The organism is Herbaspirillum robiniae, from assembly GCF_002213415.1.
Classification (GTDB): Bacteria; Pseudomonadota; Gammaproteobacteria; order Burkholderiales; family Burkholderiaceae_D; genus Herbaspirillum; species Herbaspirillum robiniae.
The window spans coordinates 590,653-605,234 of the sequence record NZ_NJGU01000004.1; the positions used below are offsets into that span (position 1 = coordinate 590,653).

Genomic DNA, 14,582 nt, shown 5'->3' on the forward strand with positions numbered 1-14,582 from the left:
TGGCTCAGCGACATGCAAAACGAAAGACGAGCAAGCGAAAGCCGGCGCAGTTGAGCAGAAGCAACAAGAAGACAAACCAAGGAACACTTCAACCCTATCTACGAAAGAGGCACATCATGATCACCAACTACAACACCTTCCGCATCGGCCGCATCCTGCTGGCATCGCTGTTCGTCATCTCCGGCATCTTCAAGATCATCGGTTTCAACGGCACGGTCGGTTACTTCACCAGCCTGGGCCTGCCGGTACCCACCATTGCGGTGCTGGTCACGATCCTGGTCGAAGTCGGCGGCGGCCTGCTGCTGATGACCGGTCGCGGCGTCAAGCCGGTGGCGCTGATCATCGCGCTGTTCACGGTCGGCGCGACGCTCTCGGCCCACCATTTCTGGACCCTGGACGGCGCCGCCGCGCAAGCGCAACTGACGCACTTCCTGAAGAACGTGTCGATCATCGGCGCCTTGCTGCTGGTCTCGACCATCGACACCGAAGCCCAGCCGGAACAGCGTCGTTGATCCGTCCGCTGTCATAACGAGAACCCGAACCACCCCCTGGCCCGTTCCCACAAGGAGCGGGCCGACCACAGGAGAAATGCAAATGAGCACCACCGCATACACCCGCCAGATCGAACGCCTGGTCAACGGCATCCCGACCCAGGATGGCGCCGGCGTCAGCCTGACCCGTGTGCTGACCCACGACCTGCAGCGCCGCCTGGACCCGTTCCTGATGCTGGACGCCTTCCATTCCGACGAGCCCAGCGATTACCTGGCCGGCTTCCCCGACCATCCGCACCGTGGCTTCGAAACCGTGACCTACATGCTGGCCGGCCGCATGCGCCACCGCGACAACGCCGGCAATGAAGGCCTGCTGGAGCCGGGCGGCATGCAGTGGATGACCGCCGGCCGCGGCCTGGTGCACTCGGAGCTGCCGGAACAGGAAAACGGCCTGATGAGCGGCTTCCAGCTGTGGGTCAACCTGGCAGGCAAGGACAAGATGACCGAACCGGGCTACAGCGACATTCCCTCGGCCGGGATTCCGGAAGTGCAGCCGCAGCCGGGCGTGAAGGCGCGGGTATTGGCGGGCGAGGCCTTCGGCACCGCCGGCGCGATCCGCCGCGACACCACCGAGCCGCTGTACCTGGACCTGGCGCTGGAAGCCGGCGTGACGCTGGACCTGCCGCTCCCGGCCACGCACAATGCCTTCCTGTACGTGTATGAAGGCAAGCTGGCGGTGGGCGACGGCGACACCCGTGCGGCAGAAGCCGGGCGTATGGCGGTGCTGTCCAACGCCGTGGGTTCGACGGGCGTGAAGGTGCGCGCCGAAGAGGGCAGCCGCTTCCTGCTGATCGCCGGCAAGCCGCTGAATGAGCCGATCGCCCAGTGGGGCCCGTTCGTGATGAACACCCGCGAACAGGTCGAGCAGGCCATCGACGATTTCCGCGCCGGCCGTTTCTGATACGCAGGTCAAGAGAGCTACCCAGTCCAACAAAACAGGCGCACGTCCGAGGCATTTCCGATAAGCGGCGTGCGCCGCCAGGGAGAACACCATGAGCAACATCCGTCACATGATCCACGGTCTGACCCGCGACATCGGTTTCCCGGTGCGCCGCCTGCTGCCGGCGGCCGCCGCGCGCACCGTCGGTCCCTTCGTCTTCTTCGATCACATGGGGCCGGTCGAATTCGACGCCGGCACCACCGAGGGCGACGTCCGCCCGCACCCGCACATCGGCCTGGCCACCGTGACCTACCTGTTCTCGGGCGCCATGATGCACCGCGACAGCCTGGGCGTGGTCCAGCGCATCACCCCCGGTGCGGTCAACTGGATGTCGGCCGGCCGCGGCATCGTCCATTCCGAACGCATTCCGGACGACATCCGCGAGCAGAAGGTGCCGGTGCACGGCCTGCAGATGTGGGTGGCGCTGCCGGCCGACGAAGAGATCTGCGATCCGCTGTTCCGCCATTACGCCTCGGAAGAGATGCCGACCGCGCAGGTGGGCGGCGCCAGGCTGCACGTGCTGGCCGGCGCGGCCTTCGGCGTCAGTTCGCCGGTGGTGACGTCCAGCCCGACGCTGTATGTGGCCGGCAGCACCCAGGACGGAGCCGAACTGGAGATCCCGGCCGACGTCACCGAACGCGCGGTCTACGTGGTCAAGGGCGAAGTGACGCTGGACGGCAAGCGCCTGGAAGCCGGTACGCTGGCGATCCTGGAGCCGGGCGCGGCGGTCGCCTTCAAGGCGGTAGGCGAGACCGTCTTCATGCTGCTGGGCGGCGAGCCGCTGGATGGCCCGCGCTTCGTGTGGTGGAATTTCGTGGCGACCTCCAAGGACAAGATCGAAGCCGCCAAGGAAGCCTGGAACAACCGCAACAAGGACGTCTTCCCGGACATCCCCGGCGAGACCGAATGGATTCCGCTGCCGGTGCATTGAAGCGGGTTGAAGAGGTGCCAATGCGGGGTTAAGGAGGCGTAGAAAAGGCGTGAAAGCGGCGCCAAGGCCGGATGCTTTTCCCCAAAACAAAACCGCCTGCCGCAGTCGTTGCGGCAGGCGGTTTTTTGTCGGCCCGACTCAGAGCAGGCCGATGATGCGGCCCATCTCGGTGATGTAGGGGCTGTCCTTGAGCACCGCGTTCTCGACGCTGTCGGCGGCGCGGCGCAGCGATTGCCAGGAATCCTGCACTGCGCCCGCATGCGGCTCCGGCGCTTCCAGGTGGGCTTTCAGGCGGGCGATGTCCTCGTGCAGCTGCCGCGCCTCGTTGCTGCCGGCGGGCAGTTTCTGCAGTTCCAGCTCGAATTCGCCCACCATCTCCAGCAGCCGCTGGTGGTCGAAGCGCGGCGTTTGCGCTTGCTGTTCGCTCATGTAATCTCCTTCGGTGGTTGGCCGGTCTTCATCATAGGCCCATTGGCCCGGCGCGGGCGGAAAAAACGACCGGCATTTGCCCGGCATCAAATCTCCAGGGTTGGTTGCCGCCGGCAAACGGAAGTTCCGGAGCGGCGCGGCGGCCCCGCTTTGTTACACTGGCGGCTGTTTTCGGCGCCCTCATGGCGCCGCGCATACCGGATACCAGATTCATGACGCAAACCGACGACGCCGTTCCCCATCTCGCCTGGCAATCCGGCGCAGCCCAGCACACGCTGCGCTGGCACTCCGAAGCCGGCAACCCGCCGCCCAAGCGGGTGGTCGAGGCGGACGACCAGATGCCCGCCGATACCGCCTACCGGCTGGCCTGCGAAGGTACAGGCCTGCTCTGGCGCGGAGACTTCCAGAACGCCCGCCAGCTGCTGCTGGCCCTGGGGCGCCGCGTCGACCGCGCCCGCGAGCGCGCCGAGGCGAAAAAGAAGGGCGCTCCCAAGACCGACGCCGCTCAGCCGGCGCAGGCTTTTCACCAGCATCGCCAGGTGCAGGCGCAGCGCGCCCGCATCCTGGGCATGCTGCTCATTCCCTTCGATGCGGGGTTCAGCATTCCCTTGCGTCGCGCGCCGGACGTGCACGCGGCCTGCGACGAGGCCTATGGCCAGGCGCTGGCGAAAGAGGCGTTCTCGGCCTCGCTGCGCGAGCTGCTGGGCCTGATCGGCGCGCATGAGTGGCGCAAGAAGGGCGTGACCGTCCCCGCGCTGGGCGGCGCCATCCATCCGTATTACGGCGTGTTTTCGCCGGTGCGGGGTGAATACGTCGACCTGGTGGCCCAGGCGCCGCTGCCGTCGACGGCGCTGGCCTTCGACATCGGCGTGGGCACCGGCGTGCTCTCGGCGGTGCTGGCCAGGCGCGGCGTGCGCAAGGTGGTGGCGACCGACATGGACGAGCGCGCGCTGGCTTGCGCGCGTGAGAATCTCGACGGCCTGGGTTTGGGCGACCGGGTCGAGTTGCGCAAGGCCGACCTGTTCCCCGAGGGCCGCGCGCCGCTGATCGTGTGCAACCCGCCGTGGCTGCCGGCGCGTCCGGGCTCGGCGATCGAACACGCCATCTACGACCCGGACAGCCGCATGCTGCTGGGTTTCCTGAACGGCCTGGCCGAACACCTGGAGCCGGGAGGCGAGGGCTGGCTGGTCATGTCCGACTTCGCCGAGCACCTGGGTTTGCGCCCGGCGGACATGCTGGCCGAGGCCATCGCCGCCGCCGGCCTCGAGGTCGCGGCGCGCCATGACATCAAGCCGCGCCACGGCAAGGCCACGGATCGCGACGATCCGCTGCATGCCGCGCGCAGCAGGGAGATCACCACGCTGTGGCGCTTGAAGGTGCGCGCCTGAAGCGCACGCCAGATACCAGGGAGCCGATATGAACGTCATCCGAACCATCTTTCGCGGCGCGGTCTTGGCCGCCGCCGGCCTTGCGATGATGCAGGCCGGCGCCCAGGTCACCACGCGTGATATGGGCGGCAGCTATGGCACCCACAACAACCGCGTTCCGGTCCCGGTGCCGGTTCCCGTGCCCGATACGTTCAACCGCAATGCCCAGCCGAGTGAGCCGATTACCACCTCCGGCAACAGCTGCACCTGCCAGGTGGTCGACAACGGCGGCGGCGCCTGCATGATCTTCCTGCGCACCAACTCGGCCGACTGGATCGTCAAGAATGCGCCGCAGACCGCCTTGCGCTCCTCGGCCGGCGGCCGTTACTACGACGCGCCGTTCCCGCTGGCGGCCAGCGCCTGCGCCGGCCGCAAGGTCGCGCCGGCCGGCGTCAAGGTGCACTGGCTGGACCGCAAGAACGCGATCCTCGAATGGAAGTGAGGCCGGGGCTCAAGCCTTGGTGCGGCCGGCGAACGAACGCGCCAGCTGCAGGAAATTCTGCTGCGTCGGCTCCGCCGGCCCGGCGCGGCACACCAGGTTGATCGGCGCCAGCAGGGACGGCCTGGCGTCCTTGACGCGGCAATACACCACGCTCTCGCGGTGGAAACTCTTCATCGACGCCGGCACCACCGATATGCCCACTCCGGCCGCGACCAGGCTGATGTTGGTCAGCATGCGGTCGATCTCCAGGGCGATCTTCGGCGTGAAGCCGGCGTTCTCGCAGGCTGCGATCAGGTTGGAATACATGCCCGGCGCGCCATGGCGGCGCACCAGGATGAATTCTTCTTCGGCCAGCGCCTTGAGCGAAACCAGCGGCATGTCGTCGCCCGTTGCGGCAGTGGCGGCGCGCTTTCCCCGCCGGGGGGATGAGGCCAGCAAGGGATGGCCCATCGGCAGGATCAGCAGCATTTCCTCCTCCAGCAGCTCGTGGAAGGCGATGCCCTGCGGCTGCGCCACCGGCTGGCGCAGGAAACCCATGTCGACCTTGCCGTGCATCACGTCCTCGGTCAGTTCGGCCGCATTGGCTTCGGTCAGCGCCATGTGCACGCCCGGATAGGCTTCGCGGTAGGCGCGGATGATGCCGGGGATCAGCGGGTGGGCCGCCGCCGAGCTGGTAAAACCGATCGAAATGGTGCCGGCAAAACCCTGCGCGGCGCGCGCGGCCTTTTGCGAGGCCATGTCCACGCTCCTCAGGATGGTCTTGGCCTCTTCAAGAAACACCTTGCCGCCGGCAGTCAGGTCGGCGCCCTTGGGGTGGCGGCGGAACAGCTCGAAGCCCAGCTCCTGCTCCAGCAGGCGGATCTGGTGGCTCAGCGGCGGCTGTTGCATGCCCAGGCGCTCGGCGGCGCGGGTAAAGTGCTGTTCCTCGGCGACCACCAGGAAATAGCGGAGATGGCGCAATTCCATGTCGTTGTCTCGTCTCTATACTTTGTCGGTCTGATGAAGCGATTTTCGATATATTTTACAGATCCCGTGAGCGAACGGCGCCTGCGGCAATGACGGATATCCCTTAGAGTACGTCCCGGCCTTCGCCGGTAAACTTGCCGGCGGCGGGAACAACCCGTACAAAGCCGTACCAGGCGCCGCCGGCGCATACAACGACAAACGGATACCAACGGACAACGAGGGAGACGGCGCCGGCCACCGGCGCAGGGATGATGGCAGGGAGGATCTTCAGCAACGGCCTGGTACAGATGGCGGCGGCGATTGCCGCGGGCATCGCGCTGGGCCAATGGTGGCCCGACATCGCGGTGCAGATGAAGCCGTTGTCGGACGGCTTCGTCAAGCTGATCGGCATGCTGATCGGCGTGATCATGTTCATGCTGGTGGTGTCGGGCATCGCCGGCATGCAGGGGCGGGCGCAGACCGCCAAGGTGGGCGGCAAGGCGGTGCTGTACTTCGAGGCCATGGCGCTGATGTCGCTCACCGTCGGCATCCTGGCCGGCGTGCTGCTGCAGCCGGGCTCGGGCATCCACCTGGACCTGTCGGCCACGGCGGCGGAAACCGCCGGCAGCACCGGCGGCCAGCTGGTGTCGGGCTACTTGCGGCGCGCCGAGGACTTTCGTATCGACCAGTTCGTTCTGGGCCTGATCCCGGACAGCTTCGCCGGCGCCTTCGTGCACAACAACAGCCTGCAGATCCTGCTGGTGGCGGTGTTCTTCGGCGTCGCGCTGGGCCGGCTGTCGGCGCGTGATGCGCGCTTCGCGCAACTGCGCGACTTCATCGAGAGCTTGCTGGGCGTGCTGTTCGGGATGGTCAACCTGATCCTCCGGCTGGCGCCGCTGGCGGCCTTCGGCGCGATGGCCTTCACCATCGGTCGCTACGGCCTGGGCTCCATCCTGCCGCTGCTGCGCTTCGTCGGCGCGATCTACCTGGCCAGCATCTTCTTCGTCGCGGCGGTGATGGCGCTGATCGCGCGCGCCCTGGGCGTGAACCTGTTGCGCCTGATCGCTTACGTGCGCGACGAACTGCTGCTGGTGGTGTTCACCGCTTCGTCGGTGGCGGCCTTGCCGGGCCTGATCGGCAAGATGGAAAAACTGGGCTGCTCGCGCAGCGTGGTGCGCCTGGTGCTGCCGGCCGGCTACAGCTTCAACCTGTCGGGCACCAACCTCTATCTGGCGATGGCGACGCTGTTCCTGGCCCAGGCCTCCGGTGTGCACCTGGGGCTGTGGCAACTGGTCACGCTGCTGGCCATCGCCATGCTCACCTCCAAGGGCGCCACCAGCGTCACCGGATCGGGCTTCATCGCGCTGGCGGCCACGCTGACCGCGTTGCAGCTGGTACCGGTGGGCGGCATCGTGCTGCTGCTGGGGGTGGAGCGCCTGATGAAGTGCCGTTCCCTGACCAACGTCATCGGCAATTGCCTGGCCTGCGTGGTGATCGCGGTGTGGGAGGGGGAGTTTGATCGCGAGGCGATGCGGCGCGAGCTGCAAGGAGGATGAACATGATGAAATGGATCGCGGCGCTGGCCGCGACGATGGCGCTGCTGCAGCCCGGCGCGGGCGAGGCGGCATGCGCAAGGCCGGATCCCGCGCTGCTGCGCGGCGTGTGGCAGGACTTCCGCGCCGCCACGCTGGAAGGGCGGCCGGAGCAGGCCGCGCGCTTCTACCGCTTTCCGCTGAAGCTGCTGTCGCCCTATGACGGCGACAAGCCGCGCCTGCTGCCGCGCGCGGTGTTCATCGCCCATTACGAGGAATTGTTCCGCCAGCAGATGGACAGTGATGCCCAAGACCTGCTGAGCCAGATGAAAAAGGGCGGCGGCCGCGAATACATCGGCGAGCCGCCGTTCAACGAGCAGAAATGCGCCTATGCCGTGCCCACGCGCATCGGCGACTACAATTTTTCCTATGATCCGAAATCGGGCTGGCGCATCGAGTCGCTGTACCACCCGTACTGGGATCTCTACGACGCCCTGGTCCGGTAAGCTGCCGTCACGGCGCCACGCAGCCGTCGGTCGCGCCGTGCCAGGGCGCCTCATCCGGCCCTGCCAACAAGGCCTGCAGCGCCTCCCGGCGCTCCCGCGGCAGCCGCGCGCGGCTGGCGCCGGCCTGTAACAGCAGCGTGGCCACGTCCTTTCTCTTGATGCGCACCGCTTCGGCCAGCAGCGAAGCCTCGCCCTGGTAGGGCGCGTCGATATCCGCCCCTGGCGCCGTCAGCAGACGCGCGAACTCGACGGCGCGCGGCTGGCCGTCGGTGTCGTTCATGAAACGGAACAGCGCGGCCAGCGCCGCCTGAGCGACCGCCGGTGTGACCGGGGCTGGCGGGGCCGCCAGCAGGCGCTGCGCCACCTGGATTGACGCGCCGCTTGCGGCGACCGCCAGCAAATGGTCGTGCGGTCCGTCGAAGGGCGCACCGCGCGGCAATGAGACGCCGGCCGCCAGCAGCGCCTCGAAGGCGTCCAGCCGGTCCAGCGCGGCCGCCGTGCGCAACGCCGCGTAGCGGCCATCCTCGTCGCTGGCCGCGAGCAGCAGGCGCAGCATGGCGCCGTCCTTGCGCGCCGCCGCCACGCCCAGGGCGTTCACGCCGGGAAGATAGAGGCCTTCGCAGCTGCGCAGGTCCATGCCCGGCGCATTCAGACCCCAGGAGACTTTCGCGCCTTGCGCGACCAGCCGCTGCGCCGCGCGCCGGGCGCCGGCATCGGCCGCCAGCAGCAGCAGGGCATCCGGGCGCGCATTGGCGGCGCCCTGGCAGGCGGCGTCGCAGCGGCCGAGGGCGGCGTCCAGCGCCGCCACGTCGTCGCGGCGCACCGCCTCGCGCACGGCGGCGCCGCGTTCCAGCGCCTGCCCGTCCTGGCGCATGCCCCACAGTTCGACTCCGCCGTAGCCCAGGCACAGCAGGGCCGGCAGCGTCTGCACCGCCAGCAGCGTGCGCAGCCACTTGCGGCGGTCGCCCAGCGCGCGGCAGATGGCGTTGAGCAGCCATGACAGCAGGTTGCCCGCGGCCAGCGCCATCAACCCGAGCACGTAGCCCAGGCCGGCGAACCAGCCGCCGCTGGGTTGCAGCATTTCCAGAATCGAGAGTCCCGCGCCCACGACCACGCCGGCGGCGAGGATCGCGAGGGAGAGCGCGGCGAGGATGCGGCTGAAGGCGGGAGGGGAGTCGGGGTGGAGCATGTCAGTGGAAGTAGTGGTCCAGGCTTGGTGTGGCGGCGGCTCAGGCCGGTTCCCGATACGCCGGAAAATCCAGCGCCACCGCGAAATATCCCTCGGGCGTGTGCTCGAAGCGCATGCCGCCGCCGTGCGCCCGCATCACTTCCTCGACGATGGACAAGCCCAGGCTGGCGCCCATGCGGCCCTCGCCGCGTGGCGAAAAGGGCTTGCGCAGGCGCTCCCAGTCGGCCGCCGGAATGCCCCGGCCGTCATCGATGAAACCCAGCACATAGCGCTCGAGGCGCGCCTCCAGGCGCACATGCAGCAGGCCGGGCGCGCCGTATTGCAGGGCGTTGTCGAGGATGTTCTTGATCGCCTCGGCCAGACTGATGGCGTCGCCGCGGATCAGGCAGGGTGTCTCCGGCATGTCCAGCGCCAGGTCGTGGGGCGTGCGCTCGCGGTTGGAGAGCACCTCGGTCATCTGTTCCCGCACCAGCTGTCCCAGGTCGATGGGCGCCTGCAGGCTGCTGTCGCTGCGGTGCTGGACCATCGCGTGGTTGATCAGCTGGTTCACCAGCGCGCCCAGGCTGCGCGTGCGTTCGCGCAACTGGTCGAGGTGGCGCCGGCGCTTGTCTTCGTCGGTTTGCGTCTCCAGCATTTCCATCTGCGACACCAGCGCCGTGACCGGCGTGCGCAGCTGGTGGGCGGCGTCGCCGATGACGCGGCGCATGGTGGCGCGGTGCACGGCTAGGCGCTGCATGAAGGCGTTGATGGCCGAGACCAGCGCATGGGTCTCGGCCGGGACGGTCAGCGCCAGCGGCGAGAGGTCGTTCAGGTCGCGCTCGCGGATGGCGGCCTCGATGCGCTTCAACGGCGCCAGCGCCTGGTAGAGCGTAAACATCGCCGCCACCAGCGTCAGCACGCTCATGGCCACGATCAGCACCAGCGCCTTGCTGCCCAGGCTCTGGGCGAACGAGGTGCGGGCGTTGTTGGTCTGCGCCAGCACGATCACGGCCCAGGGATGCGGGCCGTCGACCGGCATGCGGCGACCGATGATGGCCATGCGCACCGGGGTGCCAAGATACTCGCCGTCGCGCAGCAGCGGCCCCTGTTCCAGTTCATTCCACGGAATCTCGGGGCGGAACTCGCCGTCGCCGGCGATCACCCGGCCTTGCGGGTCGAACACCGCGTAGATCGCATGGTCGCCGGTGCCCAGCATGGACAGGGCGGCCAGCGGCACGTCGACGTTGACGGCGCCGTTGTCGTACCAGGTGTTCTCGGCGATCTGCAGCGCGCTGCCGGAGAGGATGCGGTCATAGGCCTGGTTGGCCGCCATCTGGGTCGAGATCCAGATGGCGATCAGCAGGGCGCCGGCGCTGACGGCCAGCACCGCGCCCACGCGGGTGACCAGGCGCGTGTAGAGCGAGCGCCCGGCGACGACGTGTTGCGTGCGCTGCATCGGCGTCAGTGCAGGGCGCCGTCGGCCGGCGCGTGCAGCACCAGCTGGTAGCCCAGCCCGCGCAGGGTGCGGATCTCGAAGGCGGCGCCGGCCAGCTTCTTGCGCAGGCGCGCCACGTATTGCTCCACGGTGTTGGCGTTGGGGGTGTCGTCGACCGTGAACAGGCGGTCCATCAGTTCGTCCTTGTTGAAGATGCGCCCCGGGCGGGCGGCGATGATCTCCAGCAGGGTCACCTCGCGCCGGGTCAGCTCGATGGGCGCGCCGTCCAGCATGGCGCTGCGGCTCTTGCGGTCGATGCTGACGTTGGCGCAGTGGATCAGGTTGGTCGACTCACCGCCGCTGCGGCGCAGCAGCACGCGGATGCGTGCGTCCAGTTCGCGAAAGTCGAAGGGCTTGATCAGGTAGTCGTCGGCGCCCAGGTCCAGCGCGCGCACGCGTTCCTCGATCTCGGCGCAGGCCGTCAGCATCAGCACCGGGGTGTGCTGGCCGCGGCCGCGCAGCTGCTCCAGCAGCGAGAAGCCGTCCTGCTGCGGCAGCATCACGTCCAGGATCACCAGGTCGTAGGATTCGGCCATGCGGCGCGAGGCCGCGCCGCCGTTGCTCTCCCATTCCACGGTATGGCCGATGCGCGCGAGGTGGGAGACGATGGCTTCGGCCACGTCCGGGGTGTCTTCTACCAGCAGGATGCGCATCTCGTTGATCTCCATGTTCTGTTGCGGTGCCGCAGCTGTAGGCGCTGCTTGGGCAGGGCTGAATTGTATGCCCGCCGGGCTCGAAAAAGAGCGAAAAAGAAGCATGCGTCAGGATTTAGTCAGATTCGTTACAGCTTGGGCCCATAGCATTCGCTCCAATCACTAAAACCACATTGGAGACTTGCATGAGCAACAATGCCCATGGAGCGCCGGCGACCGTCATCGACCCATCGCGCGCGCTGCTGGAGATCGACCGCGTCACCCTGCAATACAAGACCAGCGACTCGCTGGTGACCGCCACCCAGCAAGTCAGCTTCAACGTCCATCCGGGCGACCGCTACATCCTGCTGGGCCCGTCCGGCTGCGGCAAATCCACGCTGCTCAAAGCCATCGGCGGCTACCTGCAACCGACCTCCGGCACGATTCGCCTCAAGGGCCGCGAGGTCAGCGAGCCGGGGCCGGACCGCATGATGGTGTTCCAGGAGTTCGACCAGCTGCTGCCGTGGAAGACGGTGCGCCAGAACGTCGAGTTCGCCCTCAATGCCAGCGGCCGCCTGCAGGGCCGTGCCGCCGCCGAGCGCGCCGAGTACTACATCGAAAAGGTCGGCCTGGCCAAGTTCATCGACAGCTATCCGCACATGCTCTCGGGCGGCATGAAGCAGCGCGTCTCGATTGCGCGCGGCATGGCCATGGAGCCGGACGTGCTGCTGATGGACGAACCCTTCGCCGCGCTGGACGCACTTACGCGCCGCAAGATGCAGGACGAGCTGCTGCGCCTGTGGGACGACACGCAATTCACGGTGCTGTTCGTGACGCACTCGATCGAAGAGGCGATCCGCGTGGGCACGCGCATCCTGCTGCTGACCCCGCATCCGGGCCAGGTCCGCGCCGAACTCAACAGCATCCCGCCCGAGCAGATGGGCACCGCGGCGCAGGCCGAACTCGAAACCCGCATCAACGACATGCTGTTCGCGCACCACTGAGCCGCGCCAGGAGACCATCATGAACAACAATACCTTGCCCTTCGTCCGCCCCGAGATCGTGGTGGAGCCCAACCGCAACGCCACCGCCGAAGTGCAGCGCCCGCTGTCGGCCTTCGAATCGCTGTACCGCATGGGCTGGCTGCGCAAGACCGTGATCCTGCTGGTGCTGGCCGCGATCTGGGAAATCTACGGCCGCTGGCTGGACAACGCGCTGCTGTTCCCCAGCTTCAGCGAGACGGTGCAGGCCTTTCTCTCGGGCCTGGCCAGCGGCGTGCTGATCGAGCGCGCGGCGGTGTCGATGCAGACGCTGCTGGTGGGCTACGGCCTGGGCATCCTGCTGGCCGGGCTGCTGACGACGGTGGCCATCAGCTCGCGCATCGGCAACGACCTGCTGGAAACCCTGACCTCGATGTTCAACCCGCTGCCGGCGATCGCCTTGCTGCCGCTGGCGCTGATCTGGTTCGGCCTGGGCACCGGCAGCATCATCTTCGTGCTGGTGCACTCGGTGCTGTGGGCCGTGGCGCTCAATACCCACGGCGGCTTCCGCGCGGTCTCCAACACGCTGCGCATGGTCGGCCAGAACTACGGCCTGCGCCGCTTCTCGCTGGTGAAGTCGATCCTGATCCCGGCCGCCTTCCCCAGCATCCTGACCGGCCTGAAGGTCGGCTGGGCCTTCGCCTGGCGCACGCTGATCGCGGCCGAGCTGGTGTTCGGCGTGTCGTCCGGTTCCGGCGGCCTGGGCTGGTACATCTTCGAAAACCGCAACCAGCTGGAAACCGCCAACGTGTTCTCGGGCCTGTTCTTCGTGATCATCATCGGCCTGGTGGTCGAGAACCTGATCTTCGCCCAGATCGAGAAGCGCACCATCCGCCGCTGGGGCATGCAGCACTGATATCCGCGACAACGATAAACTGACGACCAAAGGAGACAAGAATGAAACGCCGCACTTTTTCAAGCATGATGATCGCCGCCGCGCTGGCGCTGTCCACCGCCTCCGGCGCCGCCCGCGCCGAGGCCCAGGTGGTGCGCATCTCGCACGGCTACGGCCTGCTGTACCTGCCGCTGATGGTGATCCGCGACCAGGGCCTGGTCGAAAAGCACGCCAAGGCGCTGGGCCTGGGCGAGGTCAAGACCAACTGGGTGTTGCTGGACGGCGGCAACGTCATCAACGACGCCATGCTGGCCGGCAACCTGGATATCGCCGGCACCGGCGCGCCGGGCTTCGTGACGCTGTGGTCCAAGGCGCGCGGCATCCCGCGTTCGGAAGTGGTGGGCCTGGGCGCCTTGTCGACCTCGCCGCTGTGGCTGAACACCAATAACCCCAACGTCAAGTCGCTGAAGGACTTCACCGCCAAGGACAAGATCGCCATCCCGGGCATCAAGACCTCGCTGTCGGCGGTGCTGCTGCAGATGGCCGTGGCCAAGACCTTTGGCATCGAGAACTACGCCAAGCTGGATCCGATGACCGTCGGCCTGTCGCACCCGGAGGCGATGGGTTCGCTGTTGTCCGGCAAGACCGAGATCACCGCTCACTTCACCTCGCCGCCGTTCTCCTACCAGGAAGCCAAGGAACCCAAAATCAGCCGCGTGCTGAGCACCTCCGACGTGCTGGGTCACATCACCATGGACGTGGTGTTCGCGCTGAAATCCTTCACCGAGAAGAACCCCAAGCTGACCCAGGCCTTCATGGCGGCGCAGGAAGAAGCCAACGCCTATATCGCCAAGAACCGCAAGGGCGCGGCCGAGACCTTCCTGCGCGTATCGAAGATGAAGCTGCCGCAGGAGGAAGTCGAGCAGATGCTGGCCGACCCCGGCACCGAGTTCTCGACCACGCCGGTGGACGTGATGCAGTACGTGCTCTTCATGAGCAAGGCCGGCACCATCAAGACCAAGCCGGCGGTATGGAACGAGATGTTCGTGCCGGCCTTCAAGGATCGCAAGGGCAGCTGAGCTACCACGTCGATTCGGAAGAGCAGCAGTCAAGGCCGGGCCCGCATCGCAAGATGCGGGCTTTTTCTTTGCCTGTCGCGGGGGAAAGGGAGGAATTCTTGTGATTCATGCAATTCGGTACGACGCTGTTTTTGAGACTTTTCTCATATAAACGCGAGGCCCGAATCGGCAAACTGACGTCACTGCATCAAGCAAACGAAGCTGCGGACAAGCCGCACGGCGCGATGCACCGACATCCAATCTGACCGACCGACATCCAGGAGCCATCATGCAAAACCTCATCGCCCGCAGCGCCGTCATCGCCGCCTTCTCCGCCGTTGCCGCACTGGCCTCGTCGGCCGCCGTCGCCGGTCCCACCACCGAACTGAAGGTCACCGGCGTGATCAAGCCGGTTGCCTGCACCCCCACCATCGGCGCCGGTTCGGCCGTGGTCGACTACGGCACCATCACCGCCGGCTCGCTGGAAAACGGCAAGAACAAGGTCCTCGACACCCGCGAAGTGCCGTTCTCAATCTCCTGCGAAGCGCCGGTCAAGATGGCCGTCACCGCCACCGACAACCGCGCCGCCAGCAAGGTCACCGGCCTGGGCTCGCTGGTGTCGGCCACCGCCTCCGAAAACAGCATGTTCGG

Annotated in this window: 16 protein-coding genes; 11 read left to right on the forward strand and 5 right to left on the reverse strand. The window is 67.1% G+C overall.

All coding sequences use genetic code 11. The annotated features are described in order from the left end of the window. Positions 1–116 precede the first annotated feature (116 nt). From CEJ42_RS09285 to CEJ42_RS09295, 3 genes are all read left to right on the forward strand, one after another. The gene (locus CEJ42_RS09285) at positions 117–512 is read left to right on the forward strand and encodes a DoxX family protein (protein ID WP_088750717.1); all 396 of its coding nucleotides are present in this window, start codon (positions 117–119) and stop codon (positions 510–512) included. An 82-nt stretch (positions 513–594) separates the two neighbouring features. After that, positions 595–1,452, forward strand: a complete 858-nt coding sequence (locus CEJ42_RS09290) for a pirin family protein (RefSeq protein ID WP_088750718.1) — start codon at positions 595–597, stop codon at positions 1,450–1,452. A 91-nt stretch (positions 1,453–1,543) separates the two neighbouring features. Beyond that, positions 1,544–2,422, forward strand: a complete 879-nt coding sequence (locus CEJ42_RS09295) for a pirin family protein (protein ID WP_088750719.1) — start codon at positions 1,544–1,546, stop codon at positions 2,420–2,422. A 138-nt stretch (positions 2,423–2,560) separates the two neighbouring features. Here CEJ42_RS09295 and CEJ42_RS09300 read toward each other — a convergent pair whose 3' ends face one another. After that, positions 2,561–2,851, reverse strand: a complete 291-nt coding sequence (locus CEJ42_RS09300) for a hypothetical protein (RefSeq protein ID WP_079214822.1) — start codon at positions 2,849–2,851, stop codon at positions 2,561–2,563. 212 nt (positions 2,852–3,063) lie between these two features. Between CEJ42_RS09300 and CEJ42_RS09305 the strand changes: the two genes are divergently transcribed. Together CEJ42_RS09305 and CEJ42_RS09310 are read left to right on the forward strand one after the other, a co-directional pair. Beyond that, on the forward strand, positions 3,064–4,239 hold the full coding sequence (locus CEJ42_RS09305) for a methyltransferase (RefSeq protein ID WP_088750769.1): 1,176 nt from the start codon (positions 3,064–3,066) through the stop codon (positions 4,237–4,239). Between the two features lie 85 nt (positions 4,240–4,324). Beyond that, complete coding sequence (locus tag CEJ42_RS09310; protein ID WP_175354785.1) at positions 4,325–4,720, forward strand: hypothetical protein; 396 nt, start codon at positions 4,325–4,327, stop codon at positions 4,718–4,720. Positions 4,721–4,729: 9 nt separating this feature from the next. On the opposite strand, the gene CEJ42_RS09315 is transcribed toward CEJ42_RS09310, so the two are convergent. Further along, positions 4,730–5,686 carry a LysR family transcriptional regulator gene (locus CEJ42_RS09315; protein ID WP_088750720.1) on the reverse strand — a complete coding sequence of 319 codons (957 nt, stop codon included), beginning with the start codon at positions 5,684–5,686 and terminating at the stop codon, positions 4,730–4,732. Positions 5,687–5,937: 251 nt separating this feature from the next. Here CEJ42_RS09315 and CEJ42_RS09325 point away from each other — a divergent pair, with 251 nt between their 5' ends. Then, positions 5,938–7,221, forward strand: coding sequence for a cation:dicarboxylate symporter family transporter (locus CEJ42_RS09325; protein ID WP_243397833.1), 1,284 nt, complete (start codon positions 5,938–5,940; stop codon positions 7,219–7,221). 2 nt (positions 7,222–7,223) lie between these two features. Further along, entirely contained in the window at positions 7,224–7,703 is a 480-nt protein-coding gene (locus CEJ42_RS09330; RefSeq protein WP_088750723.1) for a hypothetical protein, read from the forward strand. 7 nt (positions 7,704–7,710) lie between these two features. Here CEJ42_RS09330 and CEJ42_RS09335 read toward each other — a convergent pair whose 3' ends face one another. The 3 genes from CEJ42_RS09335 to CEJ42_RS09345 are packed head-to-tail and all read right to left on the reverse strand — an operon-like array spanning position 7,711 to position 11,019. Continuing rightward, positions 7,711–8,892, reverse strand: a complete 1,182-nt coding sequence (locus CEJ42_RS09335) for a hypothetical protein (RefSeq protein WP_088750724.1) — start codon at positions 8,890–8,892, stop codon at positions 7,711–7,713. A gap of 40 nt (positions 8,893–8,932) precedes the next feature. Continuing rightward, positions 8,933–10,327 (reverse strand): sensor histidine kinase, encoded by a 1,395-nt coding sequence (locus CEJ42_RS09340; RefSeq protein ID WP_088750725.1) that lies wholly within the window; start codon positions 10,325–10,327, stop codon positions 8,933–8,935. Between the two features lie 5 nt (positions 10,328–10,332). Next, positions 10,333–11,019: a response regulator transcription factor gene (locus CEJ42_RS09345; RefSeq protein WP_079219057.1), complete on the reverse strand. Its 687-nt coding sequence runs from the start codon at positions 11,017–11,019 to the stop codon at positions 10,333–10,335. Positions 11,020–11,204: 185 nt separating this feature from the next. Between CEJ42_RS09345 and CEJ42_RS09350 the strand changes: the two genes are divergently transcribed. The 4 genes from CEJ42_RS09350 to CEJ42_RS09365 form a co-directional block, all read left to right on the forward strand. Next, positions 11,205–12,002: an ABC transporter ATP-binding protein gene (locus CEJ42_RS09350; RefSeq protein ID WP_079214828.1), complete on the forward strand. Its 798-nt coding sequence runs from the start codon at positions 11,205–11,207 to the stop codon at positions 12,000–12,002. A gap of 19 nt (positions 12,003–12,021) precedes the next feature. Next, the gene (locus tag CEJ42_RS09355; protein WP_079214829.1) at positions 12,022–12,894 is read left to right on the forward strand and encodes an ABC transporter permease; all 873 of its coding nucleotides are present in this window, start codon (positions 12,022–12,024) and stop codon (positions 12,892–12,894) included. 41 nt (positions 12,895–12,935) lie between these two features. Continuing rightward, positions 12,936–13,952, forward strand: a complete 1,017-nt coding sequence (locus tag CEJ42_RS09360; RefSeq protein WP_079214830.1) for an ABC transporter substrate-binding protein — start codon at positions 12,936–12,938, stop codon at positions 13,950–13,952. Between the two features lie 268 nt (positions 13,953–14,220). Beyond that, positions 14,221–14,582, forward strand: a 362-nt coding sequence (locus CEJ42_RS09365) for a DUF1120 domain-containing protein (protein ID WP_129587693.1), incomplete at its 3' end; no start/stop codon positions are given.